The 23875-nt window shown below is 68.1% G+C and carries 18 protein-coding genes, 3 tRNA genes and 2 pseudogenes; 18 read left to right on the top strand and 5 right to left on the bottom strand.

Annotation, left to right across the window (positions count from 1 at the left end):
• The 3 genes from x551_RS07595 to hpnC form a co-directional block, all read right to left on the bottom strand.
• The coding region (locus x551_RS07595; protein ID WP_036248031.1) for an NAD(P)-binding protein at window positions 1-676 on the bottom strand (676 nt) is incomplete at its 3' end.
• Window positions 677-814: 138 nt separating this feature from the next.
• Window positions 815-1678 carry a presqualene diphosphate synthase HpnD gene (hpnD, locus tag x551_RS07590; RefSeq protein ID WP_036232150.1) on the bottom strand — a complete coding sequence of 288 codons (864 nt, stop codon included), beginning with the start codon at window positions 1676-1678 and terminating at the stop codon, window positions 815-817.
• 78 nt (window positions 1679-1756) lie between these two features.
• A complete protein-coding gene (hpnC, locus tag x551_RS07585; RefSeq protein WP_036248033.1) occupies window positions 1757-2587 on the bottom strand; it encodes a squalene synthase HpnC in 831 nt (276 codons plus the stop codon).
• Between the two features lie 196 nt (window positions 2588-2783).
• Between hpnC and x551_RS07580 the strand changes: the two genes are divergently transcribed.
• The 9 genes from x551_RS07580 (at window position 2784) to x551_RS07525 (ending at window position 13570) form a co-directional block, all read left to right on the top strand.
• Window positions 2784-3920: an efflux RND transporter periplasmic adaptor subunit gene (locus tag x551_RS07580; RefSeq protein ID WP_036232153.1), complete on the top strand. Its 1137-nt coding sequence runs from the start codon at window positions 2784-2786 to the stop codon at window positions 3918-3920.
• A 13-nt stretch (window positions 3921-3933) separates the two neighbouring features.
• Window positions 3934-7176, top strand: a complete 3243-nt coding sequence (locus x551_RS23355; RefSeq protein WP_253950320.1) for an efflux RND transporter permease subunit — start codon at window positions 3934-3936, stop codon at window positions 7174-7176.
• Window positions 7155-7241, top strand: a tRNA-Leu gene (locus x551_RS07555). The genes x551_RS23355 and x551_RS07555 overlap by 22 nt, the downstream gene beginning before the upstream one ends.
• Window positions 7242-7276: 35 nt before the next feature.
• Window positions 7277-8581, top strand: a complete 1305-nt coding sequence (tig, locus tag x551_RS07550; protein ID WP_036232157.1) for a trigger factor — start codon at window positions 7277-7279, stop codon at window positions 8579-8581.
• Between the two features lie 127 nt (window positions 8582-8708).
• Window positions 8709-9317: an ATP-dependent Clp endopeptidase proteolytic subunit ClpP gene (gene clpP / locus x551_RS07545; RefSeq protein WP_036248019.1), complete on the top strand. Its 609-nt coding sequence runs from the start codon at window positions 8709-8711 to the stop codon at window positions 9315-9317.
• Between the two features lie 104 nt (window positions 9318-9421).
• The gene (clpX, locus tag x551_RS07540; protein ID WP_011828892.1) at window positions 9422-10693 is read left to right on the top strand and encodes an ATP-dependent Clp protease ATP-binding subunit ClpX; all 1272 of its coding nucleotides are present in this window, start codon (window positions 9422-9424) and stop codon (window positions 10691-10693) included.
• 123 nt (window positions 10694-10816) lie between these two features.
• Entirely contained in the window at window positions 10817-13234 is a 2418-nt protein-coding gene (lon, locus tag x551_RS07535) for an endopeptidase La (RefSeq protein WP_036232159.1), read from the top strand.
• Between the two features lie 101 nt (window positions 13235-13335).
• Window positions 13336-13411: transfer RNA gene (locus tag x551_RS07530), tRNA-Gly, on the top strand.
• Between the two features lie 85 nt (window positions 13412-13496).
• A tRNA-Cys gene (locus x551_RS07525) sits at window positions 13497-13570 on the top strand.
• Window positions 13571-14060: 490 nt separating this feature from the next.
• Here the strand turns inward: x551_RS07525 and murI are convergent.
• Window positions 14061-14891, bottom strand: coding sequence for a glutamate racemase (gene murI, locus x551_RS07520; protein WP_051495694.1), 831 nt, complete (start codon window positions 14889-14891; stop codon window positions 14061-14063).
• A 202-nt stretch (window positions 14892-15093) separates the two neighbouring features.
• Between murI and x551_RS07515 the strand changes: the two genes are divergently transcribed.
• The 4 genes and pseudogenes from x551_RS07515 to x551_RS07500 all read left to right on the top strand — a co-directional run bounded on the left by x551_RS07515 (window position 15094) and on the right by x551_RS07500 (window position 19642).
• Window positions 15094-15843: an electron transfer flavoprotein subunit beta/FixA family protein gene (locus x551_RS07515; protein ID WP_011828895.1), complete on the top strand. Its 750-nt coding sequence runs from the start codon at window positions 15094-15096 to the stop codon at window positions 15841-15843.
• Window positions 15844-15845: 2 nt separating this feature from the next.
• Window positions 15846-16775: an FAD-binding protein gene (locus x551_RS07510; protein WP_036232161.1), complete on the top strand. Its 930-nt coding sequence runs from the start codon at window positions 15846-15848 to the stop codon at window positions 16773-16775.
• A 97-nt stretch (window positions 16776-16872) separates the two neighbouring features.
• On the top strand, window positions 16873-18663 hold the full coding sequence (locus x551_RS07505; protein ID WP_036232163.1) for an acyl-CoA dehydrogenase: 1791 nt from the start codon (window positions 16873-16875) through the stop codon (window positions 18661-18663).
• A 14-nt stretch (window positions 18664-18677) separates the two neighbouring features.
• Window positions 18678-19642, top strand: a pseudogene (locus x551_RS07500) (nitronate monooxygenase family protein).
• 13 nt (window positions 19643-19655) lie between these two features.
• Here x551_RS07500 and x551_RS07495 read toward each other — a convergent pair.
• Entirely contained in the window at window positions 19656-20051 is a 396-nt protein-coding gene (locus x551_RS07495; RefSeq protein ID WP_036232172.1) for an FKBP-type peptidyl-prolyl cis-trans isomerase, read from the bottom strand.
• 394 nt (window positions 20052-20445) lie between these two features.
• Here x551_RS07495 and x551_RS07490 point away from each other — a divergent pair, with 394 nt between their 5' ends.
• The 5 genes and pseudogenes from x551_RS07490 (at window position 20446) to x551_RS07470 (ending at window position 23681) form a co-directional block, all read left to right on the top strand.
• A complete protein-coding gene (locus tag x551_RS07490) occupies window positions 20446-20667 on the top strand; it encodes a hypothetical protein (RefSeq protein ID WP_011828900.1) in 222 nt (73 codons plus the stop codon).
• Window positions 20668-20882: 215 nt separating this feature from the next.
• Window positions 20883-21977 (top strand): amine dehydrogenase large subunit, encoded by a 1095-nt coding sequence (locus tag x551_RS07485; protein WP_011828901.1) that lies wholly within the window; start codon window positions 20883-20885, stop codon window positions 21975-21977.
• A gap of 54 nt (window positions 21978-22031) precedes the next feature.
• Window positions 22032-22645 (top strand): annotated as a pseudogene (locus tag x551_RS07480) (LysE family transporter).
• A gap of 119 nt (window positions 22646-22764) precedes the next feature.
• Window positions 22765-23454 carry a DUF6781 family protein gene (locus tag x551_RS07475; RefSeq protein ID WP_036232165.1) on the top strand — a complete coding sequence of 230 codons (690 nt, stop codon included), beginning with the start codon at window positions 22765-22767 and terminating at the stop codon, window positions 23452-23454.
• Between the two features lie 20 nt (window positions 23455-23474).
• Window positions 23475-23681, top strand: a complete 207-nt coding sequence (locus x551_RS07470; protein WP_036232167.1) for a dodecin — start codon at window positions 23475-23477, stop codon at window positions 23679-23681.
• Window positions 23682-23875: the final 194 nt, after the last annotated feature.

The following is a 23875-nucleotide window of genomic DNA, read 5'->3' as shown; positions in this document are numbered from 1 at the left end:
CCGCGTCGCGGGTGCGCAGCCACGTTGCGGCGGCGTCGGGCCACAGCGCGCCGAGGTCCACGCGCGGCAGCAGCAGGTCCGAGGCGCCGGGGCCGGCGAACAGTGCGTCCCGCAGCACGCGCAGGAACACCTGCGCGCTCGCCTGCTGCGCCGGCGTGTTGAGCGCGGCGACGCACAGCGGTTCGATCAGGGCTCGGCGCAGCGTGGCGGGCAACGAGGCCGTGAGGTCCGCGACCGTCAGGCGTTCGTCGCAACGGAAGCCGCGCAGCAGCCATCCGCCGGTCGTGCACAGCAGCGCCATCCGCTCGCGCAGCGACCAGCCCCGGGCAGACAGCACGCCGCGCACGAAGCCGGGCAGCGCCGGCCCGCGCGGCAGGGACAGGCCATGTCCTTGCGCATCGATCAGGGTGAGGGGTCTGCGCTGCAAGACCGTGCGCTCATCGACCCCGACCGTCCGCAGCAGCGACAGCGTCGCGCTGTATGCGCCGATCAGGATGTGCTGGCCGTTGTCGAGCGCCAGGCCGTCGACCGACGCGGGCAGGCGCCGCGCGCGACCGCCCAGCGACGGCGCCATCTCGGCCAGCGTGACCTGGTGGCCGAGCGCGCTCGCCTCGACCGCTGCGGCCAGCCCGGCCCATCCGCCCCCGACGATCGCAACCCGCAGCGCCGACGTCATGCGAACACTTCGGTGATGGGGTCTAACCAGCCACCCTCAGGAGGAAAACCGAGGCCATCGCGCAGACGCCGCGGATCCGGCTTCGCCGGTCCGCCAGCGTCGCCCCCTGGGGGGGAGCGGCGCAGCCGCAACGGGGGGTCACCTTTCACGCCAGTTGGTTTTCCACGCCAGCCACAGCTTGCGCAGCGGGGTCAGCGCGGTGCGCTGGTGCAGCACCTGGAAGCCGGTGGCCTCGATCTCGCGCAGCAGCGTGCGGTAGATCTCCGCCATCATCAGGCCTGGCCGCTGTGCACGGCGCTCGTCGGCGGGCAGCGCCGCGAACGCCTCGTCGTAGGACCGGTGCGCGCGCTCGGCCTGGAACTTCATCAGCGAGGTGAAGCGCTCGCTGTAGCCCCAGGGCGCCTCGCGCTTGAGCAGCTCGTGCGCCTTCACGTCGAAGCGCTGCAACTCGCTCACCGGCAGGTAGATGCGGCCGCGGCGCGCATCGTCGCCGACGTCGCGGATGATGTTGGTGAGCTGGAAGGCGCGGCCCAGGGTGTGGGCATAGCGTCGCGTGCCCTCGCTCAGCGGGCGCCCGGGCTCGCAGCCGAAGATGCTGGCAGCGACCTCGCCGACCACGCCGGCCACCAGGTGGCAGTAGCGTTGCAGCGTCACGTCGTCGAGGTAGCGCGTCTGGGTGAGGTCCATCTCGCAGCCGTCGATCACGGCGCTCAGGTGCTCGGCACGGATGCCGTAGTCGGCCACGTGCGGCATCAGGGCCTGCAGGACCGGGTGGTGCGCCTGACCGGCGAAGGCCTCGGCCACCTCCTTGCGCCACCAGGCCAGCTTGGTGGCCGCGACGCCGGGGTCGGAGACTTCGTCGACGACATCGTCGACCTCGCGGCAGAACGCGTAGAACGCGGTGATGGCGGCGCGGCGCGCCGGTGGCAGGAACAGGAAGGCGTAGTAGAAGCTCGACCCGCTCGCAGCGGCCTTGTCCTGCACGTACTGTTGGGGCGTCATGGGGCGAGGGCGGGGCGGGCGAGTCGGTGCGGTGATTCAGGAGATTGTCACATCGGCCGCGGGCCGCACCGTGCTCCGTCAGGCGCGTGCACGCATGCGGAAGGCGCGCCAGGCGATCAGCGGTCCGTCCAGCGCCCGCAGCCGCGGCCGCCGGCGCAGCGTGGCGAACTGCAGGGCCTCGATCTTGTCGACGATGCGCAGGCCGCCCTGCACCACGCCGCGCAGTTCCCAGCCGGCCCGGCCCGGCAGCCGGTGGACCAGCGGCGCGCCGCTCAGCATCAGCCCGCGCGTCCAGGCGCATTGCGCCTGCACCAGTGCCCGGCTGGCGACGCTGTCGTGCTGCAGGAACAGCGCGGCCTCGTCGACGCCGTGGGCAGCGCACTGGTCGAGCGGAATGTAGAGCCGGCCGCGCGGCAGGTCGATGCTCAGGTCCTGCCAGAAATTGATGAGCTGCAGCGCGCTGCAGATCGCATCGGAGCGCTGCAGGCTGTCAGCGTCCTGCACGCCGTACAGGTGCAGCAGCAGCCGTCCCACTGGATTGGCCGAGCGGCGGCAGTAGTCCAGCAGTTCGGCGCGGTCGGAGTAGCGGGTCTGGACCACGTCCTGCACGAAGGCGTCGAGCAGATCCTCCAGCAGCGGCAGCGGCAACGCGTGCTTCGCGATCGCGACGGACAGCGGCTCGAACACGGCGGCCCAGCGTGGCGAGACCGCCGCGCCGGCGGCGACGGCATGCAAGTCGGCGCGGTAAGCCGCCAGGTCGGCGAGCCGCTGCGCGGCGGGCGCATCGCCCTCGTCGGCCAGATCGTCCGCCGTGCGGGCGTAGTGGTAGATCGCCGTCACGGCCGGCCGCAGGGCCGGTGGGCAGAGCAGCGAGGCGACAGGAAAGTTCTCGTAGTGATCGACGCTCATCGGGGCCTGCATGCTGGCGTGCGGCCGCATTGTCCACGCCGGCGGCGCGCAGTGAGCCGGGACGGACGTCGCGTTGACAGGCCCTGCGACCGACCCGTATATTACTGACCAGTCGGTCATTAAATCTTCCGGAGCTCCGTTCCACGGCGCCGGGAGTCCATTCCCGTCCCGTCCACCTGACGTTCAAGGGTTCGACATGCGCCTGCCGTTCTCTCGCCGCGTCCGCCTCGCCGTGATGCCGCTGTGTGCCCTGTTCCTGCTGGCCTGTTCGAGGCACGAGCCGGCGCCCGAGCCGGTGCGCGCCGTCCGCACGCTCACCGCTGCGGGCGACGTGGCCGGCGGTCGCTACGAGTTCGCCGCCGAGGTGAAGGCGCGCATCGAGTCGCGGCTCGGCTTTCGTGTCGGTGGCAAGATCCTGCGGCGCGATGTCGATCTGGGCGACAGCGTCAAGGCCGGCCAGGTGCTCGCTCGGCTCGATCCCCGCGATCTGCGGCTCGGCGAAGACAGTGCGCGTGCGGCCCTGTCGTCGGCGCAGGCCAGCCATGACCTCGCCGCGGCCGACCACCGGCGCTACCAGGAACTGCTGGCCCGGGGCTTCATCAGTGCAGCCGAGCTCGAGCGTCGCGACGCCACGCTGAAGGCGGCGCGCGCCGCGCTCGACCAGGCCCGTGCCCAGTCGGCCGTGCAGGGCAACCAGGCCGACTATGCGGTGCTGCGGGCCGATGCGGCGGGCGTCATCACGGCGGTGGAGGCCGAGCCCGGCCAGGTGATGGCGGCTGGGGCGGCCGTGCTGCGACTGGCCCAGGACGGGCCACGCGACGCGGTGTTCTCGATCCCCGAGGACAAGCTGGCGCTGGTGCGGGCGCTGGTAGGCAAGCCCGGCGCGGTGAAGGTCCAGCTCTGGGGTTCGTCGGAGTTGCTGCCGGCGACCGTGCGCGAGATCGCCGCGGCCACCGATGCCGCCACGCGCACCTTCTTGGTCAAGGCGGACGTGGGGCGTGCCGAGGTCAAGCTCGGACAGACGGCGGCGGTGATGATCGAGACGCCTCGGATCGCCGGCGTCATCAAGCTGCCTCTCAGCGCGCTGGTGGAATTGCAGGGCAAGACCTCAGTATGGCTGCTCGATGCGCAGAGCATGACGGTGCGGGCCCAGCCGGTGCAGGCCAGCGGCGCCGAGGGCAATGCGGTCATCGTGACGGCCGGCCTGGTGCCGGGCCAGGAGGTGGTGACTGCCGGCGTCCACCTGCTGACTCCGGGCCAGAAGGTCAAGCGCTACGCCGAGCCGGGCGCGGCCGCCGCCGCCGCGTCGGCCGTGACCGCGGTGACTCACTGAGTCCGAGGCCGTGATGGACGCACCCGCTGCCGATCGCTTCAATGTCTCGCGCTGGGCACTCGAGCATGCCGCGCTGACACGCTACCTGATGGTGGTGCTGATGGTGCTGGGCTTCGTGGCCTACTTTCAGCTGGGACAGGACGAGGATCCTCCGTTCACCTTCCGCGTGATGGTGGTGCAGGCCTTCTGGCCCGGTGCGACCGCGCAGCAGATGGCCGAGCAGGTGACCGACAAGATCGAGCGCACGCTGCAGGAGGTGCCCTATGCCGACAAGATTCGCAGCTACACCAAGCCCGGCGAGTCGCTGACGCTGCTGCAGATCAAGGACTCGTCGCCGGCGCGCGAGGTACCCAACGTCTGGTACCAGGCGCGCAAGAAGCTGGGCGACGCGCGCGGCCAGTTGCCCTCCGGCGTGCAGGGCCCGTTCTTCAATGACGAGTTCGGCGACGTCTATGGCTCGATCTACGCGCTGACGGCCGATGGCTTCAGCGACGAGGAGCTGCGCCAGCATGCCGAGTCGCTGCGCACACGGCTGCTGCGGGTGCCCGACGTGGCGAAGGTCGAGCTGTTCGGCGTGCAGGCCGAGAAGGTGTACGTCGAGATCCCGCAGAAGCGGCTGGTGCAGCTGGGCATCGACCTGAACGCGGTACTGGCCCAGCTGGGCGCGCAGAACGCGGTGGAGGGCGCGGGCGCCTTCCACGTCGCCGGGCAGACGGTGCAGGTGCGCATCGGCGGTCAGTTCAACTCGATCGACGAACTGCGCGCCTTCCCGATCCGCGCGGTCAATGCGAGCACCGGCGCGGCCAGCAGCCTGCGGCTCGGCGACATCGCGACCATCCAGCGCGCCTACGTGGACCCGCCGAGCATCAAGGTTCGCCACCAGGGACGCCCGGTGATCGCGCTGGGCATCTCGATGTCGCGCGGTGGCGACATCATCGAGCTCGGCAAGAACCTGCAAGCGGCCACCGCGAAGATCCAGGCCGACCTGCCGATGGGTGTGGAGCTGTCTCAGATCCAGGACCAGCCGCAGGCGGTGTCGCGTTCGGTGGGCGAGTTCGTTCGGGTGCTGATCGAGGCGGTGGTGGTCGTGTTGGCGGTGAGCTTCATCGCGCTGGGCCTGCACTCCAGGCCGCTGCGCATCGACGTGCGACCCGGGCTGGTGGTGGCCATCACGATTCCGCTCGTTCTGGCGATCACCTTCATCACGATGTACTACTGGAGCGTGGGCCTGCACAAGATCTCGCTCGGCGCGCTGATCATCGCGCTGGGCCTGCTGGTCGACGACGCCATCATCGCCGTCGAGATGATGGTGAGGAAGCTCGAGGAGGGCTACGACAAGGTCCGCGCCGCCACCTTCGCCTACGAACTGACCGCGAAGCCGATGCTGACCGGCACGCTCATCACCGCCGCCGGCTTCCTGCCGATCGGGCTGGCGAAGTCGGTGACGGGCGAGTACACGTTCGCGATCTTCGCCGTGACCACGGCAGCGCTGCTGATTTCCTGGGCGGTGTCGGTGTACTTCGTGCCCTACCTCGGACTGCTGCTGCTCAAGGCCAGGCCGCACACGGCGGGCGAGGCCGCGCACGAGCTGTTCGACACACCGTTCTACACGCGCTTTCGGGCGCTCCTCAACTGGTGCGTGGCGCACCGCTGGCTGACCATCGGCGTGACGCTGCTGGTGTTTGCGCTCGGCATCGTCGGCATGGGGCGGGTGCAGCAGCAGTTCTTCCCCGACTCGAGCCGCCCGGAGATCCTGGTCGACCTGTGGCTGCCGGAGGGCGCCTCCTATGCGGCCAGCGAGGACGTTGCCAGGCGCTTCGAGGCCCGCCTGATGCGCGAGCCCGGGGTCCAAGCCGTGACCACCTGGGTCGGTTCGGGTGTGCCGCGCTTCTACCTGCCGCTCGACTTCGTGTTTCCGCAGACCAATGTGTCGCAGTTCATCCTGCTGCCCAAGGACCTGGCGGTGCGCGAGACGCTGCGCCAGAAGCTACCGGCGCTGCTGGCCGAAGAATTCCCTGAGGTGCGCGGGCGGGTCAAGTTGCTGCCCAACGGGCCGCCGGTGCCCTATCCGGTGCAGTTCCGGGTGATCGGCGACGACGTCCAGGCGGTGCGGCAGTGGGCCGACGAGGCCAAGGCCATCCTGCGCGGCAACGCCAGCATGCGCGGCGTCAACGACAACTGGAACGAGTCGGTGAAGGTGCTGCACCTCGAGGTGGACCAGGACAAGGCCCGCGCGCTCGGCGTCACCAGCCAGGCCATCGCCCAGGCCTCGCGCACGGTGCTGACCGGCAGCACGGTGGGCCAGTACCGCGAGGGCGACCGGCTGATCGACATCGTGCTGCGCCAGCCGGCCGACGAGCGCAACGCGCTCACCGACCTGGCCAATGGCTACGTCCCGACCACTAGTGGCCGCTCGATCCCCCTGGCCCAGATCGCCAAGGTCGGTTTCACCTGGGAGCCGGGCGTGCTGTGGCGAGAGGGGCGGCATTACGCCGTCACCGTGCAGGGCGACGTGGCCGAAGGCCTGCAGGGCGCCACCGTGACGGCGCAGCTGTGGCCACAGCTCGAACAGCTGAGCCGGCGCATGCCGCCGGGCTACACGATCGAGATCGCCGGCGCGGTGGAAGAGAGCAGCAAGGGCCAGGGGTCGATCGCCGCCGGGGCGCCACTGATGCTGTTCATCATGTTCACGCTGCTGATGCTGCAGCTGCACAGCTTCAGCCGCGCGGTGCTCGTGTTCCTGACCGGTCCGCTGGGCATTGCCGGGGTGGCGGCCGCGCTGCTGCTGCTGGGGCGGCCGTTCGGCTTCGTCGCATTGCTGGGTGTGATCGCGCTGAGCGGCATGATCATGCGCAACTCGGTGATCCTGATCGACCAGATCGAGCAGGATCGCGCCCGTGGCATCCCGGCCTGGACGGCCATCGTGGAGTCGGCGGTGCGGCGCTTCCGCCCGATCGTGCTGACGGCCGCCGCCGCGGTGCTGGCGATGATCCCGCTGACCCGCAGCGTGTTCTGGGGGCCGATGGCGGTGGCGATCATGGGCGGGCTGATCGTCGCCACCGCACTGACGTTGCTGGCCCTGCCGGCGATGTATGCGGCGTGGTTCAGGGTCCGGCGCCCGAACTGGAAGCCGGCTAAAATCTCCGGTCGTCCGAATCGGGGCCCCGGCGAAGCGGTGCACCGAACTCGACCGAACTCGACGACAAGGGCCGGCGGGCCCTTGTTCAATTTCCAGCGCGGGTGGCGAAATTGGTAGACGCACCAGGTTTAGGTCCTGACGCCCGCAAGGGTGTGCGGGTTCGAGTCCCGCCCCGCGCACCACACGCATCCTTCAGTCCAGCGAGAGAGTACAGATCATGGCTGTCACCGTCGAAACCCTCGAGAAGCTCGAGCGCCGCATCACCCTCATCCTGTCGGCCGACACGATCAAGAACGAGGTCGAAACGCGCCTGAAGCGCCTCGCCAAGACGGTCAAGGCCGACGGCTTCCGCCCCGGCAAGGTGCCGATGAGCGTGGTGGCGCAACGCTATGGCTACTCGGTCCAGTACGAGGTGATGAACGACAAGGTCGGCGAGGCCTTCAGCAAGGCCGCCAACGAGGCGCAGCTGCGCGTCGCCGGCGCGCCGCGTATCTCCGAGAAGGAAGGTGCGCCCGAAGGCGAGCTGGCCTTCGATGCGACCTTCGAGGTCTATCCGGACGTGAAGATCGGCGACCTGTCGGCCACCGAGATCGACCGCGTGAGCACCGAGGTGACCGATGCCGCGATCGACAAGACACTGGACATCCTGCGCAAGCAGCGCCGCACCTTCGCGCAGCGCGCGGCGAGCGAAGGCGCGGTCGACGACGATCGCGTGACGATCGACTTCGAGGGCAAGATCGACGGGGTGCCGTTCGACGGTGGCAAGGCCGAGGGGTTCCAGTTCATCCTTGGCGAAGGCCGCATGCTGGAGGCCTTCGAGAAGGCGGTGCGCGGTATGAAGACCGGCGAGTCCAAGACCTTCCCGCTGCAGTTCCCCGACGACTACCAGGGCAAGGAAGTGGCCGGCAAGGAGGCTGACTTCCTGGTGACGCTGACCAAGATCGAGGCACAGCACCTGCCGGAGGTCGACGAGGCGTTCGCGCAGTCGTTGGGGATCCAGGATCCGACCCTCGAAGGCCTGCGCGCCGACATCCGCAAGAACCTCGAGCGCGAGGTCAAGAACCGCCTGATCGCCCGCAACAAGTCGGCGGTGATGGAGGCCCTGATCAAGGTGGCCGACCTCGACCTGCCGAAGGCGCTGGTGCAGAACGAGACCGATCGCATGATCGAGGGCGCCCGCGCCGACCTGAAGCAGCGTGGCATCAAGGACGCCGACAAGGCGCCGATCCCCGCCGAGATCTTCCACGAACAGGCCGAGCGGCGAGTGCGCCTGGGCCTGGTGGTGGCGGAGCTGGTGCGCACGAACCAGCTGCAGGCCAAGGGCGAGCAGATCGGGGCGCACATCGAGGAGATGGCGCTGAGCTACGAGAAGCCCGAGGAGGTCCGCCGTTGGTACTTCGGCGACCGGCAGCGCCTGGCCGAGGTCGAGGCCCTGGTGGTCGAGAACAACGTCACCGAGTTCGTGCTGTCGAAGGCCAAGGTCAGCGACAAGCAGCTGCCGTTCGACGAGTTGATGGTCTGACCCGGCAACGCTGTCTCCGAAGGCGCCGTGCCGCGAGGCCGGCGCCTTCTTGCCATCTCTCGAGGCTTGCTCTTGACGCGACATAATCAAGCCGCATCTGAAGCAGGTCGTCGAATCAAGGAGTGCCATGAGCGCGCTGGAAACACAGAATCTGGGCATGGTGCCCGTCGTCATCGAGCAGTCGGGCCGCGGCGAACGCGCCTACGACATCTACAGCCGTCTGCTGCGCGAGCGCGTGATCTTCCTGGTCGGTCCAGTCAACGACCAGACCGCCAATCTGGTGGTGGCGCAGCTGCTGTTCCTGGAGAGCGAAAACCCCGACAAGGACATCTCGCTGTACATCAACTCCCCGGGCGGCTCGGTCAGCGCCGGTCTGTCGATCTTCGACACCATGCAGTTCATCAAGCCCGACGTGTCGACGCTGTGCATGGGCATCGCGGCGAGCATGGGGGCTTTCCTGCTGGCCGCCGGCGCCAAGGGCAAGCGCTTCGCGCTGCCGAACTCGCGCGTGATGATCCACCAGCCCTCGGGCGGGGCCCAGGGCCAGGCGACCGACATCGAGATCCAGGCGCGCGAGATCCTGAAGCTGCGCGAGAGCCTCAACGGCATCCTGGCCGAGCGCACCGGCCAGCCCCTGGAGAAGATCCGCGCGGACTCGGAGCGCGACTACTTCATGTCGGCCGAGGAAGCCACCGGCTACGGCCTGATCGACAAGGTGATTTCGCAGCGCGCCTGACCCGACTGGCCGGGTAACTGGGTGGGCAACGGGGCCTTTTTCGACACCAAGGCCCCGTTTTCTTTTCCCTTATCATTCTTGTCACTCCCCAGACGGCTCGTCCCATGCCCGAGAAAAAAGGCTCCTCCAGCGAAAAAGTGCTGTATTGCTCGTTCTGCGGGAAGAGTCAGCACGAGGTGAAGAAGCTCATCGCCGGCCCGTCGGTGTTCATCTGCGACGAGTGCATCGAACTCTGCAACGACATCATCCGTGACGAAGTGCCCGCGGAAAGCGGGGACGCGAAGGCAGCCAAGAGCGATCTGCCGGTACCCGGCGAGATCAAGGCCAGTCTGGATCAGTACGTGATCGGACAGGAGCCGGCCAAGCGCACGCTGGCCGTCGCGGTCTACAACCACTACAAGCGCCTCAAGCATGTGCAGGGCGTGGGCAAGAAGGAGGACGTGGAGCTCGCCAAGAGCAACATCCTGCTGATCGGCCCCACCGGTTCCGGCAAGACACTGCTGGCGCAGACGCTGGCGCGGCTGCTTAACGTGCCGTTCGTGATTGCCGATGCCACCACGCTGACCGAGGCCGGATACGTGGGCGAGGATGTCGAGAACATCATCCAGAAGCTGCTGCAGAACTGCAACTACGAGGTCGAGCGCGCGCAGCGCGGCATTGTCTACATCGACGAGATCGACAAGATCTCGCGCAAGGCCGACAACCCCTCCATCACGCGTGACGTGTCGGGCGAGGGTGTGCAGCAGGCGTTGCTCAAGCTCGTCGAGGGCACGATGGCCAGCGTGCCGCCGCAGGGCGGTCGCAAGCACCCGAACCAGGACTTCCTGCAGATCGACACCACCAACATCCTGTTCATCTGCGGCGGCGCCTTCGACGGCCTCGAGAAGGTGATCCAGAACCGCTCCGAGAAGTCGGGGATCGGCTTCGGCGCCAGCGTGCAGAGCAAGACCGAACGCAAGGTCAGCGAAGTGTTCCGCGAAGTCGAGCCCGAGGACCTGATCAAGTTCGGTTTGATTCCTGAGCTGGTCGGCCGCCTGCCGGTGGTCGCCACGCTGGGCGAGCTGACCGAGGACGCGATGGTGCAGATCCTCACCGAGCCGAAGAACGCGCTGGTCAAGCAGTACCAGAAGCTGTTCGCGATGGACGGCGTCGAGCTCGAGATCCGGCCGTCGGCGCTGACCGCCATCGCCCAGAAGGCGCTGGCCCGCAAGACCGGAGCGCGCGGGCTGCGCTCGATCATGGAGCACTCGCTGATGGACACCATGTTCGATCTGCCCACCATGGATGGCGTCCAGAAGGTCGTGCTCGACGAGCACACGATCGAAGAACACACCAAGCCGCTGCTGGTCTACCGCGAACAGAAGGCCAGCGCCTGAGGCCGTAGGCGCATCCGAGGCCGGCCCGTCACCGCTCCGCCTGCCACCGTCGCCGCCACCCCAGGCTCCCTTCTTGCAATTCCCCGCTCGGGCTCCATCTGAGCCTGAGAAAGAGAGGCCTCCATGTCCGGACATCCCGTTCTTCCCGCCGACCCGATCACGCTGCCGCTGTTGCCGCTGCGTGATGTGGTCGTGTTCCCTCACATGGTGATCCCGCTGTTCGTCGGCCGCCCCAAGTCCATCAAGGCGCTGGAAGCCGCGATGGAAGCCAGCCGCCAGATCATGCTCGTGGCTCAGAAGGCCGCCGGCAAGGACGAACCCAAGGCGGACGACATGTTCGACATCGGCTGCGTCTCGAGCATCCTGCAGATGCTGAAGCTGCCCGACGGCACGGTGAAGGTGCTGGTCGAGGGCATGCAGCGCGCCACCACCGTCAGCATTGACGACAGCGGCGAGTACTTCACCGCCGAAGTGGCCCCGATCCCGCCCGAGCAGGGAGCCTCGCCGGAAGTCGAGGCGCTGCGTCGTGCCGTGACGCAGCAGTTCGACCAGTACGTCAAGCTCAACAAGAAGATCCCGCCCGAGATCCTGACCTCGATCGCCGGCATCGACGACGCCGGCCGCCTGGCCGATACGATCGCCGCCCACCTGCCGCTCAAGCTCGAGAACAAGCAGGCCATCCTGGATCTCGACTCCGTGAACGCGCGGCTCGAGAAGCTGCTCGAGCAGCTCGAGCATGAGGTCGACATCCTGCAGGTCGAGAAGCGCATCCGCGGCCGCGTCAAGCGCCAGATGGAGAAGAGCCAGCGCGAGTACTACCTCAACGAGCAGGTCAAGGCGATCCAGAAGGAACTCGGCGAGGGCGAAGAAGGTGCGGATCTCGAGGAGCTCGAGAAGAAGATCATCGCCGCCAAGATGCCCAAGGACGCGCGCAAGAAGGCCGACGCTGAGCTGAAGAAGCTCAAGCTGATGTCGCCGATGTCGGCCGAGGCGACGGTGGTGCGCAACTACATCGACACCCTGGTCAACCTGCCCTGGGCGAAGAAGACCAAGATCAAGCACGACCTGCTCAATGCCGAGGACGTGCTCAACGAAGACCACTACGGCCTCGACAAGGTCAAGGACCGCATCCTCGAGTACCTCGCGGTGCAGGCGCGCGTGGACAAGGTCAAGGCGCCGATCCTGTGCCTGGTCGGCCCCCCGGGGGTCGGCAAGACCTCGCTCGGTCAGAGCGTGGCGCGCGCGACCGGACGCAAGTTCGTGCGCATGGCGCTAGGTGGCGTGCGCGACGAGGCCGAGATCCGCGGTCATCGCCGCACCTACATCGGCTCGATGCCTGGCAAGGTGCTGCAGAGCCTGACCAAGGTGGGCACGCGCAACCCGCTGTTCCTGCTCGACGAGATCGACAAGCTGGGCATGGACTTCCGCGGCGACCCGTCGTCGGCGCTGCTGGAAGTGCTCGATCCCGAGCAGAACCACACCTTCAGCGACCACTACATCGAGCTCGATTTCGACCTCAGCGACGTGATGTTCATCGCCACGTCGAACTCGATGAACATCCCGCCGGCGCTGCTGGACCGGATGGAGGTGATCCGTCTGTCCGGCTACACCGAGGACGAGAAGCTCAACATCGCGCAGAAGTACCTGCTGCCCAAGCAGTGCAAGAACAACGGCGTGAAGGAAGAGGAACTCGACGTCACGGAGAGCGCGCTACGCGGCATCATCCGCTACTACACGCGCGAAGCCGGTGTGCGCTCGCTCGAACGCGAGATCAGCAAGATCTGCCGCAAGGTGGTCAAGGGTCTGTCGCTGAAGAAGTACGCTGGCCGCGTCGTCGTCACCGACGAGAACCTCAACGACTTCCTGGGCGTCCGCAAGTTCGACTATGGCCGTGCCGAGAAGGAAGACCAGGTCGGCCAGGTGGTCGGTCTGGCGTGGACCGAGGTCGGCGGCGACCTGCTGACCATCGAGGCGGCGGTGATGCCCGGCAAGGGCAACATCATCCGCACCGGTTCGCTCGGCGACGTGATGAAGGAATCGGTCGAGGCGGCCCGTTCGGTGGTGCGCTCGCGCGCCCGTCGACTGGGCATCAAGGACGAGCTGTTCGAGAAGCGCGACATCCACATCCACGTGCCCGATGGCGCAACGCCGAAGGACGGGCCGAGCGCCGGTGCGGCGATGACGACGGCGTTCGTGTCGGCGCTGACCGGCATTCCGGTGCGCTCGGATGTCGCGATGACCGGCGAGATCACGCTGCGCGGCGAGGTCACGGCGATCGGCGGGCTCAAGGAAAAGCTGCTGGCGGCCCACCGTGGCGGCATCAAGACCGTGATGATCCCGGAAGAGAACGTCAAGGATCTCCAGGACATCCCCGAGAACGTCAAGAACCACCTCGAGATCGTGCCGGTGCGCTGGATCGACAAGGTGCTGGAGGTCGCACTCACGGCCCTGCCGCAGCCGCTGGTCGACGAGGAGCCCAAGCCCGAGACACCCAAGCCCGATGCGGCACCGGCGGCCGGCGGAGAAGTGATCAAGCATTGAGCCGGCGGGGCGGTGGCGTGCTTGCGTCACCGCGACTGCTTCGGCTATACTGCGAGGCTCGCAACGAAGCGATTCCTTGCGAGACGGTCAGTGAAAAGCGTGCGGGAATAGCTCAGTTGGTAGAGCGCAACCTTGCCAAGGTTGAGGTCGCGAGTTCGAGCCTCGTTTCCCGCTCCAGTCTTGTGATGAAAGGGAAGCTCATGCTTCCCTTTTTCGTCAGCGGTTTGTTGTCAGGATCGCTGGTGTGGTCGAGCGACTCCAGGGCGCGGTAGCAAAGCGGTTATGCAGCGGATTGCAAATCCGTCCAGGGCGGTTCGACTCCGCCCCGCGCCTCCAGTCTCCGCACGGCGGCCTCGTGCTTCCTCATCGCCTCGCGCCAGCGGGGCGTTTTTGTTTCCGGCCTCCTGTGCGGCGCTACCATCCGCTCGGGCCTCGATGGCGAAATTGGCAGACGCAGCGGACTTGAAATCAATTTGAGCGCCCGCGCGGAAACGCGCGGGATGAATCCCGTCAAATTCGGAGAACCCCCTGCGGTGCGTTATGCATCGCGAGGCAACGCCGAGCCAAGCCGCAGCCGGGCCGGGGCGGAAGGTGTAGAGAGCGGACGGCGGGCACCTAAGGCGCAAGCGATGGTGAAGGCGCGCTCCAGACCCCGAACGTGTACAGCGCTGGCTGCGCGCGGCGGCGAAAGCCGTAGCAGGTAAGAAAATCCGCCGGACCCTGACCGGTCCATCCCGGTTCGATCCCGGGTCGAGGCACCACCGAGCCCCCTGCGGGCGGCTTTGCCGTCCGCCGTGCGGCGTTTCGCGCACGCGTGTGCCTCGCCTCAGACCGCCGGGAGTTGTCGCGTCTCGACCTCGAAGTCCAGCCACCGGCCTGCGACCAGTGTCAGCGTCGCCAGGTCGCCGGTGGTCCACAGCCGGGCGGGCCGGGCGGCGGCCTGTACGTCGGCGGACCGCAGGCCGACGATGAGCTGCTGCACGCGTCGCGCCACGGCGTCGGCCGTGTCCACCAGCTGAACCCCAGCGCCGAGCGCCCGCTGGATGTGCTGCGCCACGAACGGATAGTGCGTGCAGCCCAGTACCACGGTGTCGACCGCCGCCTCGCGCAGTGGGGCCGTGTACCGGTCCACCAGGGCCAGCACCTCAGCGCTGTTGGCATCGCCGGCCTCGATCGCGTGCGCAAGACCGGCGCAGGCCTGCAGATGGAGCTGGGCCCCCTGCGCATGCGAACTGACGAGCCGACGGAACTTGTCGCTGGCCAGCGTGCCGCGCGTCGCCATCACGCCGATGCGGCCGCTGCGGCTCAGTGCGATAGCGGGCTTGATGCCGGGTTCGACCCCGACGAACTGCACGTCGGCATGCTCTTCGCGCAGCGCGCGGACCGCCGCGGCAGTGGCGGTGTTGCAGGCCACCACGATGAGCTGAGCGCCTTCGCGCAGCAGGTGGGCGGTCAGCACGCGCGAGCGCTCGATCACGTAGCCTTCGTCGCGCTCCCCGTACGGAGCGAACCCCGAGTCCGCGACGTACAGCAGGCGCGAATGCGGCAGGTGGCGGTGCAGTGCGCGCAACACCGACAGCCCGCCGACGCCGGAATCGAACACGCCGATGCAGGCGGCAGAGGGGCGGTCGTCCAGCGGCGCGGCGGTGTTCGTCATGGGCGCGCGAGTCTAGCAAGTGGCCGGATCGCGCAGTTCGGCGCCCTTCATTGACGCCATCGGACATGTCTGACCGGTGTGGCGATCGGTATCATTCCGCCGAAACCGAACGATCGTGCTTTTTGCGGGGCGCCGTCCGGGTCGGGCAGGTGGGCTCCATAGAATCGCAGCGCAGGTTTGCATCAATTCCGGAGAAGATCGAATGAAGGCACTGGTCGCCGTGAAGCGCGTGGTGGACTACAACGTGAAGGTTCGCGTGAAGAGCGACGGCACGGGAGTGGACACCGCGAACGTCAAGATGAGCATGAACCCGTTCGACGAGATTGCCGTCGAAGAAGCGGTCCGGCTCAAGGAGAAGGGTGCGGTCAGCGAGGTCATCGCCGTCTCCTGCGGCGTCACCCAGTGCCAGGAGACCCTGCGCACCGCGATGGCCATCGGCGCCGACCGCGCCATCCTCGTCGAGTGCACCGAAGAGCTCCAGCCACTGGCGGTGGCCAAGCTCCTGAAGGCCCTGGCCGACAAGGAACAGCCTCAGCTCGTCATCCTCGGCAAGCAGGCCATCGACGACGACTGCAACCAGACTGGCCAGATGCTCGCCGCGCTCGCCGGCTGGCCCCAGGCCACCTTCGCCAGCAAGGTCGAGATCCTCGACGGTCGGGCGCAAGTCACCCGCGAGGTCGACGGCGGCCTGGAGACCGTCTCGGTCGCGCTGCCGGCGGTGGTCACGACCGACCTGCGCCTGAACGAGCCGCGCTACGTCACCCTGCCCAACATCATGAAGGCCAAGAAGAAGACCCTCGAGGTCCTCAAGCCGGCCGACCTGGGCATCGACGTCACTCCGCGCCTCAAGACCCTCAAGGTCAGCGAGCCGCCCAAGCGCGGCGCCGGCATCAAGGTGCCCGACGTCGCCACCCTCGTGGCCAAGCTCAAGACCGAAGCCAAGGTGATCTGATCATGACCACACTCGTCATCGCCGAACACGACCACGGCAGCCTCAAGGGCGCCACCCTCAACACCGTCACCGCCGCGCTGCAATGCGGCGGCGAGGTCCACGTGCTGGTCGCCGGCCACCAGGCCGCCGCGGCGGCGCAGGCGGCCGCGCAGATCGCCGGCGTGACCAAGGTGCTGCACGCCGACGCGCCCCAGCTCGCCGAGCAACTCGCCGAGACCGTGGCGGCGCAGGTGCTGGCCCTGGCCGGCGCCTACAGCCACCTGCTGTTCCCGGCCACGGCCCACGGCAAGAACGTCGCGCCGCGCGTCGCAGCGCTGCTCGATGTCGCGCAGGTCAGCGACGTCACCCGCGTCGACAGCCCCGACACCTTCGAACGGCCCATCTACGCCGGCAACGCGATCGCCGTGGTGCAGAGCAGCGACAAGGTGAAGGTCCTGACCGTGCGCACCACCGGCTTCGACGCCGCGGGCACGGGTGGCAGCGCGCCGGTGGAGAGCGTGGCGCCGGTGGCCGACGGCGGCAGCAGCCGCTTCGTCGGCCGCGAAGTCACCAAGAGCGACCGGCCCGAACTCACCGCGGCCAAGATCATCGTCAGCGGCGGCCGGGCGCTGGGCAGCAGCGACAAGTTCAACGAGGTGCTCACGCCGCTGGCCGACAAGCTCGGCGCGGCGTTGGGGGCCAGCCGTGCGGCGGTCGATGCCGGCTACGCGCCCAACGATTGGCAGGTCGGGCAGACCGGCAAGATCGTCGCGCCCAGCCTGTACATCGCCGCCGGCATCTCCGGGGCCATCCAGCACCTCGCGGGCATGAAGGACTCCAAGGTGATCGTCGCGATCAACAAGGACCCCGAGGCCCCGATCTTCAGCGTCGCCGACTACGGCCTCGAGGCCGATCTGTTCGAGGCCGTGCCGGAGCTGGTCCGGCAGCTCTGAGGTCGACCGCATTCCCCACCCCGGCATCCGAACGCGACGAACCGCGTCCGGGCGCCTCTTCGAGCCGACAGAAGCTCGGCCTTCCAGGAGACACGTCATGAGCTACCAGGCCCCCGTCAAGGACATGCTGTTCTGCATGCAGGAACTCGCGGCGCTCGAGGAAGTGGCCAGGTTGCCTGGCTTCGAGGACGCCGGCATCGACACGGCCCAGGCCGTGCTCGAGGAGTGCGCCAAGTTCAACGAGGGGGTGGTGGCGCCGCTCAACTGGGAAGGGGACAAGCAGCCCTCGTCCTGGAAGGACGGTCGTGTCACCACGACGCCGGGCTTCAAGGAGGCCTTCCGCGGGTTCGTCGAGGGTGGCTGGCAGGGGCTGCAGCATTCGGTCGACTTCGGCGGGCAGGGTCTGCCCAAGACCATTGGCTCGGCCTGCGGCGAGATGCTCAACAGCGCCAACCTCAGCTTCGCGCTGTGTCCCTTGCTGACCGACGGCTGCATCGAGGCGCTGCTGACCGCCGGCTCCGAGGCGCAGCAGCAGACCTACATCCCGAAGATGATCTCCGGCCAGTGGACCGGTACGATGAACCTGACCGAGCCGCAGGCCGGCTCCGACCTCGCGCTGGTGCGCACGCGCGCCGAGCCGCAGCCTGATGGCAGCTTCAAGCTGTTCGGTACCAAGATCTTCATCACCTACGGTGAGCACGACATGGCCGAGAACATCGTCCATCTGGTGCTGGCCCGCGTCAGCGGCGCGCCGGAGGGCGTGAAGGGCATCTCGCTGTTCATCGTGCCCAAGTTCCTCGTCAAGGCCGATGGTTCGCTTGGCGAGCGCAACGACGTGCACTGCGTCAGCATCGAGCACAAGCTGGGCATCAAGGCCAGCCCGACCGCGGTGCTGCAGTACGGCGACCACGGTGGCGCGGTGGGCTACCTGGTCGGGCAGGAGAACCGCGGCCTCGAGTACATGTTCATCATGATGAACGCGGCCCGCTATGCCGTCGGAGTGCAGGGCATCGCGGTCGCCGAGCGCGCCTACCAGAAGGCCGTCGCCTATGCGAAGGACCGCGTGCAGAGCCGCCCGGTCGACGGCTCGGTGCGCGGCAGCGCACCGATCATCCACCACCCCGACGTGCGCCGCATGCTGATGACGATGCGGTCGCACACCGAAGGCTGCCGCGCAATGGCGATCGTCGCTGCCGCCGCCTACGACGCGGCGCATGCCCACCCCGATGCCGAGGTGCGGGCGCAGAACGAGGCCTTCTACGAATTCATGGTGCCGCTGGTCAAGGGTTACAGCACCGAGATGAGCGTCGAGGTTGCGAGCCTGGGCGTGCAGGTGCATGGCGGCATGGGCTACATCGAGGAGACCGGCGCGGCGCAGTACTACCGCGACGCCAAGATCCTCACCATCTACGAAGGCACCACCGCGATCCAGGCCAACGACCTGGTGGGCCGCAAGACCGCGCGCGATGGCGGCGGCACGGCCAAGGCGATCGCGGCCCAGATCGCGCGCACCGAGGCCGAGCTCGCGGCGCGCGACAGCGTTGCGGCCCGCGCGGTGCTCAAGCGCCTGACGGCCGCGCGCACCGCCTTCGAGCAGGTGGTCGATTTCGTCGCCGGCCAGACCAAGGCCAGCCCGAACGCGGTGTTCGCCGGCAGCGTGCCTTACCTGCTGCTGGCCGGCAGCCTGATGGCCGGCTGGCAGCTCGCCCGGGCGCTGCTGGTGGCCGAGACGCGCGCCGCGGCCGGCGATGACGCGGCCTTCATGAACGCCAAGGTGGCCACGGCGCGCTTCTACGCCGAGCACCAGCTGAGCAAGCTGCCCGGCCTGCGCGACAGCATCGTCGAGGGGGCCGATTCGGTCACCGCGCTGGCGCTGGACGCGTTCTGAGCGGCGGGTCTTCGATGCCGCTGCCGCCGATCCTGCAGAAGCTGCCGCTGCCGATCATCGGCGCGCCGCTGTTCATCATCAGCAACCCCAGGCTCGTGATCGAGCAGTGCAAGGCCGGTGTTGTCGGCTCGATGCCGGCACTCAATGCGCGCCCGGCCGCGCAACTCGACGACTGGCTGGCGGAGATCACCGAGGCACTGGCCGCCCACGACCGGGCGCATCCGGAGCGACCGGCCGCCCCGTTCGCGATCAACCAGATCGTGCACCGGAGCAACGACCGCCTCGAGCACGACATGGCGGTATGCGCGAAGTACAGGGTGCCGATCGTGATCACCTCGCTCGGCGCGCGCACCGACATCAACGATGCGGTGCACGCCTGGGGTGGCGTGGTGCTGCACGACGTGATCAACAACACCTTCGCCCGCAAAGCCATCGAGAAGGGCGCCGACGGCCTGATCGCGGTGGCGGCCGGTGCCGGCGGTCACGCGGGCGTGAAGAGTCCGTTCGCGCTGGTGCAGGAGATCCGCCAGTGGTTCGACGGCCCGGTGGCGCTCAGTGGCGCCATCGCGCATGGCGGTGCGGTGCTCGCGGCGCGTGCGATGGGTGCCGACTTCGCCTACGTCGGCTCGGCCTTCATCGCCACCGAGGAGGCGCGCGCGGTCGACGGCTACAAGCAGGCCATCGTCGAAGGCAGCTCGGACGACATCGTCTACAGCAACCTTTTCACCGGCGTGCACGGCAACTACCTGAAGGGATCGATCCGCAGCGCCGGCCTCGATCCTGAAGCGCTGCCCGAGAGCGACCCGAGCGCGATGAACTTCGGCGCGGCGCTGAACGACAGCGGACCGAAAAGGCCTGGAAGGACATCTGGGGCTGCGGGCAGGGCATCGGCGCGGTGCAGCAGGTCGTGCCGGCCCGCTTGCTGGTCGAGCGACTGGCGCGCGAGTACCGCGACGCAGTGTCGCGCGTCGCATCCTGAACCCTCGGCGCACTCAGCGCGCGGTCAGTCCCAGCAGCTCGACCTCGAACACCAACGTGGCATTCGGCGGGATCAGGCCGCCGCCCGCGCCTCTGGGGCCGTAGGCGATGTCTGAGGGGCAGGTCAGCTTGGCGCGGCCGCCGACCTTCATGCGCTGCACGCCCTCGGTCCAGCAGGGGATCACGCGGTTGAGCGGGAACTCGATCGGCTCGCCGCGCTTGTAGGAGCTGTCGAACTCGCGACCGTCGGTGAGCTTGCCGCTGTAATGCACCTTCACCACGTCGGTCGGTCGCGGGCTGCCGCCGCTGCCGTCCTTCAGCGAGAGGTACACCAAACCGCTGGGCGTGACCACCGCGCCGGCCTCCTTGGCGGCGCCGGCCAGCGCATCCGGCTGTGCCCGGGCCGCCATGCTGCCGAGTGCCAGCAAGCCGCCGATCAGCAGCACAGGGAGGTTCGAGGTCGGTTTCGTCACGGGCAGCTCCGGCGGGCAAGGGGATGAGGCGGCGGATCATGCCCGCGTCGCCGCGCCGGTGCAAACGCTTGCGCTTCCGCGACATCGATCTCGGGGGCCGGCTGTCGCCGGCCGCCACGCCGGTTCACACCCCGGCGACCGCGCCGAGGCGTGCAGCAGGGGCATGGCCGCGGGGGCGCAGGGTGGCAACCGGCACGCGCGTCGGCGCGTTTCCTACAGACGCAGCAGTCCGCGGCCGACCCCCGGCTTGGGTGGTGAGCTACGGCGCCGGCACCGCCTTGCATCTAAGCTGTATACATCGTCGCTGCCATTGCAGATGGGAGTCCGCATCATGAGCACCGCCTCGTCACTTGCCGCTGCCGACGCCAGCTATGAGCTGCGCTTCGATTCCATGTTCGTCGCCGGACGTGGCCTGTCCTTTCCCTGCGACGCCCACGGGTGCGTCGACCTCGATCGGCTGAGCGAGCGCGCGCGTCACAACTACCTGTACGCGAGGGCCGTCGTCGGCCGCGAATTCCTCACGCCCTCGGTCTGCTGCTGCGCCCTGCACTGAGCCGCCGATCGCGCCCGGCCCCGGCCGCCGGGGTATTGGCTTATCACAAAGTGCGGGCCGCATGGTGATCGCCGCGGCCGCTGACAGAAGATCGGGAAGTTTTCCCGGATGTCGAATTTGCGGCTTGAGGGAAACTCTCCCGCTCGTCACGCATCCCACGCAGGCGTGGCCAGCCCCTAGCCGCGTTTCGAACGACAACCGAGGAGACCTTTCGCATGAAATTCCATTGCCCGCGTGGCGTCACGTTGCTGCCTGCCTTCGCGATCTCGCTGGTTGTCGGGCTCCAGGCAGCGCCGGCCCAGGCAGCCGGCGAAGCCGGCCTGGCTTACGTCAGCAACCAGAACGGCGAACTGTCGGTGATCGACCTCGCCACGATGGAAGTCACCAAGGAGTTCAGCAGTCCGGGCAAGGAACCGCGCGGCCTCGGCGTCACCGCCGACGGCAAGCTGCTGGTCACCGCGAATCGCGCCGATGGCAACATCTCGGTGATCGACCGCGAGACCGGCAAGCTGCTGAGCACCGTCGTGATCGGCAAGAACCCCGAGTTCGTGCGGACCCGCGGCCACATGGCCTTCGTGTCCTTCGAACCGGCCTCCGACGGCAAACCGCCGCCGAAGCCGGGCTCGCCGGAGGCGATGGCTGCGGAGAAGGCCAAGGATGACGACGATGAGAGCCCTGCTTACGTCGCCGTGGTGGATCTGAAGGCCGGGAAGGTGCTGCGGCGCATCCGCGGGGGTCTCGAGACCGAGGGCATCGAGTTCTCTGCCGACGGCAAGCACATCCTCGTGACCAACGAGGAAGATGACAACATCACGGTCCACAATATCGCGACCGGGAAGAAGGTCAAGACCGTCGATGTCAAGCCGTATGGCGATCGGCCGCGCGGCATCAAGCGCGCGCCGGACGGCAAGTCCTATGTGGCCACCATCGAGCACGGCAACACGCTGGTGGTGATGGACGACAAGTACAAGGTCGTCAAGTCGGTCCCGACCGGCGACACGCCGTACGGGCTCGCCTTCGACCGCAGCGGCGAGCGCCTGTTCGTGGCCAATGCGAAGAGCAAGACGCTGCAGGTCTACAACGCCAAGACCTACGAGACCATCAAGACCATTCCGACCGGTGAGCGCTGCTGGCATTTCACCTTCACCCCGGACGACAAGCAGATCCTGATCGCCTGCGGCCGCTCGCACGAGGTGGTGGTGATCGATGCCACGACGCTGGAGCCCACCAAGCGCATCGCCGACAAGAAGCTGCCTTGGGGCATAGTCACGTATCCCAAGTCGGTCGGCAGCCTCGACTGGCCGGAGTGAACGGCGTCTGCGGGTTCGGGTCGCCGTGTGCGACCTGACCCGCGGAGGTGAACCATGCTCGGAGTGGCCGATTACGGCGCGTTCGTCGTCACGGTGATCGTTTTCCTGGCGATCCCGGGCCCGGGCAATCTGGCGCTGATCACCTCCACCGGCAAGGGCGGGCCGCGCGGCGGCTTTGCTGCGACGCTGGGCGTCATCGCCGGCGACCAGGTGCTGATGTGGCTGGCGGTGGCCGGTGTAGCCGCGCTGTTGCAGGCCGCCCCGGTGGTGTTCGGCGCGGTGCAGTGGGCGGGCGCCGCCTACCTAGCTACATCGGCTGGCGGCTGATCACCAGCCGGCCCGGTGATGCACCGGTGCTGCAGATCCTGCCGCGGCACTACTTCCGCCAAGCCTGCATGATCACCCTGCTCAACCCCAAGGCCATCGTGTTCTATATGGCGTTCTTCCCGCTGTTCGTCGACCCGGCACGTCACCAGGGCCTGCCGACCTTCGGCCTGATGGCGGCCACGATTGCCGTGCTGACCTTTCTCTACGGTGCCATCGTGGTCCTGCTGACGCACCGGCTGGCCGACCGGCTGCGCGCCAGCCCGCGCATCACCAAGGCGCTGGAGCGGCTGGCGGGCGCGCTGCTGATCGGTTTCGGCGTGAAGCTGGTGCTGAGCCGGTAGCGGCCGGGCCGGCTGCCCCAGGCCGGGCGCAGCCCTGCCGAAGAAGCCTATTGCGTCTGCGGTGCAACGGCGGTATCAATGCAGTATTCCGACGGCTCGCCAACCACCGAGGAGACTGCATGGCCACCAAGACCGGGATCGACCAGGACGCGCTGATCACGATGTTCTCTCAGGCCAGCGCCAAGCAGGGTGAGGCGCTGCGGCAGGCCGTCGCCGAAACCACGCTGCGCGCCCTGCAGGGCCGCGAGCTGACGCTGAAGAACATCCGCGGCGTGCTGAAGACCGTGGCCGAAGCCGCCTCCACCGGCGCGGCCCAGCACGGCGGCAAGCCTGCCGAGGTGGAGGCGCTGCTGGGGTCGGCGATCGACGGCATGGACACGGCGCTGCTGCAGGCCGTCGAGGCCAATCGCCGGGCGCTGCAGCAATTCCTCGACCAGGGTGCCGACCTTCAGAAAGGCGGTATCAAGAGCGCATTGAGCGACCTCGAGAAGCTGGAGGACACCTTCTTCAGCAGCGTCAGCAAGGCGGCCCAGACGGCCGGCGCGCCGCTTCAGGGACCGTGGGCGCAGGTCCTGGACTCGATGAAGCTCAAAGGCACCGACAGCGGCGCCCAGGCGGCGCAGACGGTCGAGCAACTGCTCTCGCAGACGCAGACGGCGATGCGCGACGGCCGGGCCATGAGCCTGCGCGCTGGCAAGGCGCTGATGGACAGCTATGCCGCCCTGGTGAGCGGCGTGCTGATCGGCATGTCCGAAGGCCTGCAGCGCGGGGGCAAGGATGCCGGTGCGCCGTCCTCGCGCAAGCGTTGAGCCGACCCGGGAGCGACGCCATGACCGACCATGTCTACAAGACCATCGAGCTGACCGGCTCGTCGAAGAAGGGCATCGAGCCCGCGGTGCAGAACGCCATCGCGAAGGCGCACGAGACCGTGCGCAACATCCAGTGGTTCGAGGTCACCGAGACGCGCGGTCACGTCGTCAAGGGCAAGGTGGCGCACTGGCAGGTGTCGCTGAAGATGGGCTTCACGCTCGATTAGCTGGCAGGTCCGGTGGGGTGGGCAGTATGGAAATGGCGTTGATCGATGGGGTCCTGGCGGGCATCGCGCTCGCCGTGTGCGTCGTGCTGCTGCTGCGTCTGGTGGCCGGTGCGCGGCGCCGCGACCGATTCGACGCCGCCGCGCGGCGCACTTGGCGGGCCGGTCGTCAGCGCGCTGTGGCGCTGTGGCGCTGG

The organism is Methylibium sp. T29, from assembly GCF_000576205.1.
GTDB classification, from domain to species: Bacteria; Pseudomonadota; Gammaproteobacteria; order Burkholderiales; family Burkholderiaceae_C; genus Methylibium; species Methylibium petroleiphilum.
Note: the sequence above shows the minus strand (reverse complement) of the source record. Positions and strands in the feature narration are given on the sequence as shown.

Bases quoted from the DNA above. Each gene is read 5' to 3' on its own strand.
- x551_RS07485 (WP_011828901.1), top strand. From the start codon at position 20,883: ATGAAATTCCATTGCCCGCGTGGCGTCACGTTGCTGCCTGCCTTCGCG.
- x551_RS07475 (WP_036232165.1), top strand. From the start codon at position 22,765: ATGGCCACCAAGACCGGGATCGACCAGGACGCGCTGATCACGATGTTC.
- hpnC (WP_036248033.1), bottom strand. From the start codon at position 2,587: ATGAGCGTCGATCACTACGAGAACTTTCCTGTCGCCTCGCTGCTCTGC.
- x551_RS07515 (WP_011828895.1), top strand. From the start codon at position 15,094: ATGAAGGCACTGGTCGCCGTGAAGCGCGTGGTGGACTACAACGTGAAG.
- x551_RS07580 (WP_036232153.1), top strand. From the start codon at position 2,784: ATGCGCCTGCCGTTCTCTCGCCGCGTCCGCCTCGCCGTGATGCCGCTG.
- x551_RS07490 (WP_011828900.1), top strand. From the start codon at position 20,446: ATGAGCACCGCCTCGTCACTTGCCGCTGCCGACGCCAGCTATGAGCTG.
- tig (WP_036232157.1), top strand. From the start codon at position 7,277: ATGGCTGTCACCGTCGAAACCCTCGAGAAGCTCGAGCGCCGCATCACC.
- clpX (WP_011828892.1), top strand. From the start codon at position 9,422: ATGCCCGAGAAAAAAGGCTCCTCCAGCGAAAAAGTGCTGTATTGCTCG.
- lon (WP_036232159.1), top strand. From the start codon at position 10,817: ATGTCCGGACATCCCGTTCTTCCCGCCGACCCGATCACGCTGCCGCTG.
- x551_RS07510 (WP_036232161.1), top strand. From the start codon at position 15,846: ATGACCACACTCGTCATCGCCGAACACGACCACGGCAGCCTCAAGGGC.
- x551_RS23355 (WP_253950320.1), top strand. From the start codon at position 3,934: ATGGACGCACCCGCTGCCGATCGCTTCAATGTCTCGCGCTGGGCACTC.
- x551_RS07505 (WP_036232163.1), top strand. From the start codon at position 16,873: ATGAGCTACCAGGCCCCCGTCAAGGACATGCTGTTCTGCATGCAGGAA.
- hpnD (WP_036232150.1), bottom strand. From the start codon at position 1,678: ATGACGCCCCAACAGTACGTGCAGGACAAGGCCGCTGCGAGCGGGTCG.
- murI (WP_051495694.1), bottom strand. From the start codon at position 14,891: ATGACGAACACCGCCGCGCCGCTGGACGACCGCCCCTCTGCCGCCTGC.
- clpP (WP_036248019.1), top strand. From the start codon at position 8,709: ATGAGCGCGCTGGAAACACAGAATCTGGGCATGGTGCCCGTCGTCATC.
- x551_RS07495 (WP_036232172.1), bottom strand. From the start codon at position 20,051: ATGGCGGCCCGGGCACAGCCGGATGCGCTGGCCGGCGCCGCCAAGGAG.
- x551_RS07470 (WP_036232167.1), top strand. From the start codon at position 23,475: ATGACCGACCATGTCTACAAGACCATCGAGCTGACCGGCTCGTCGAAG.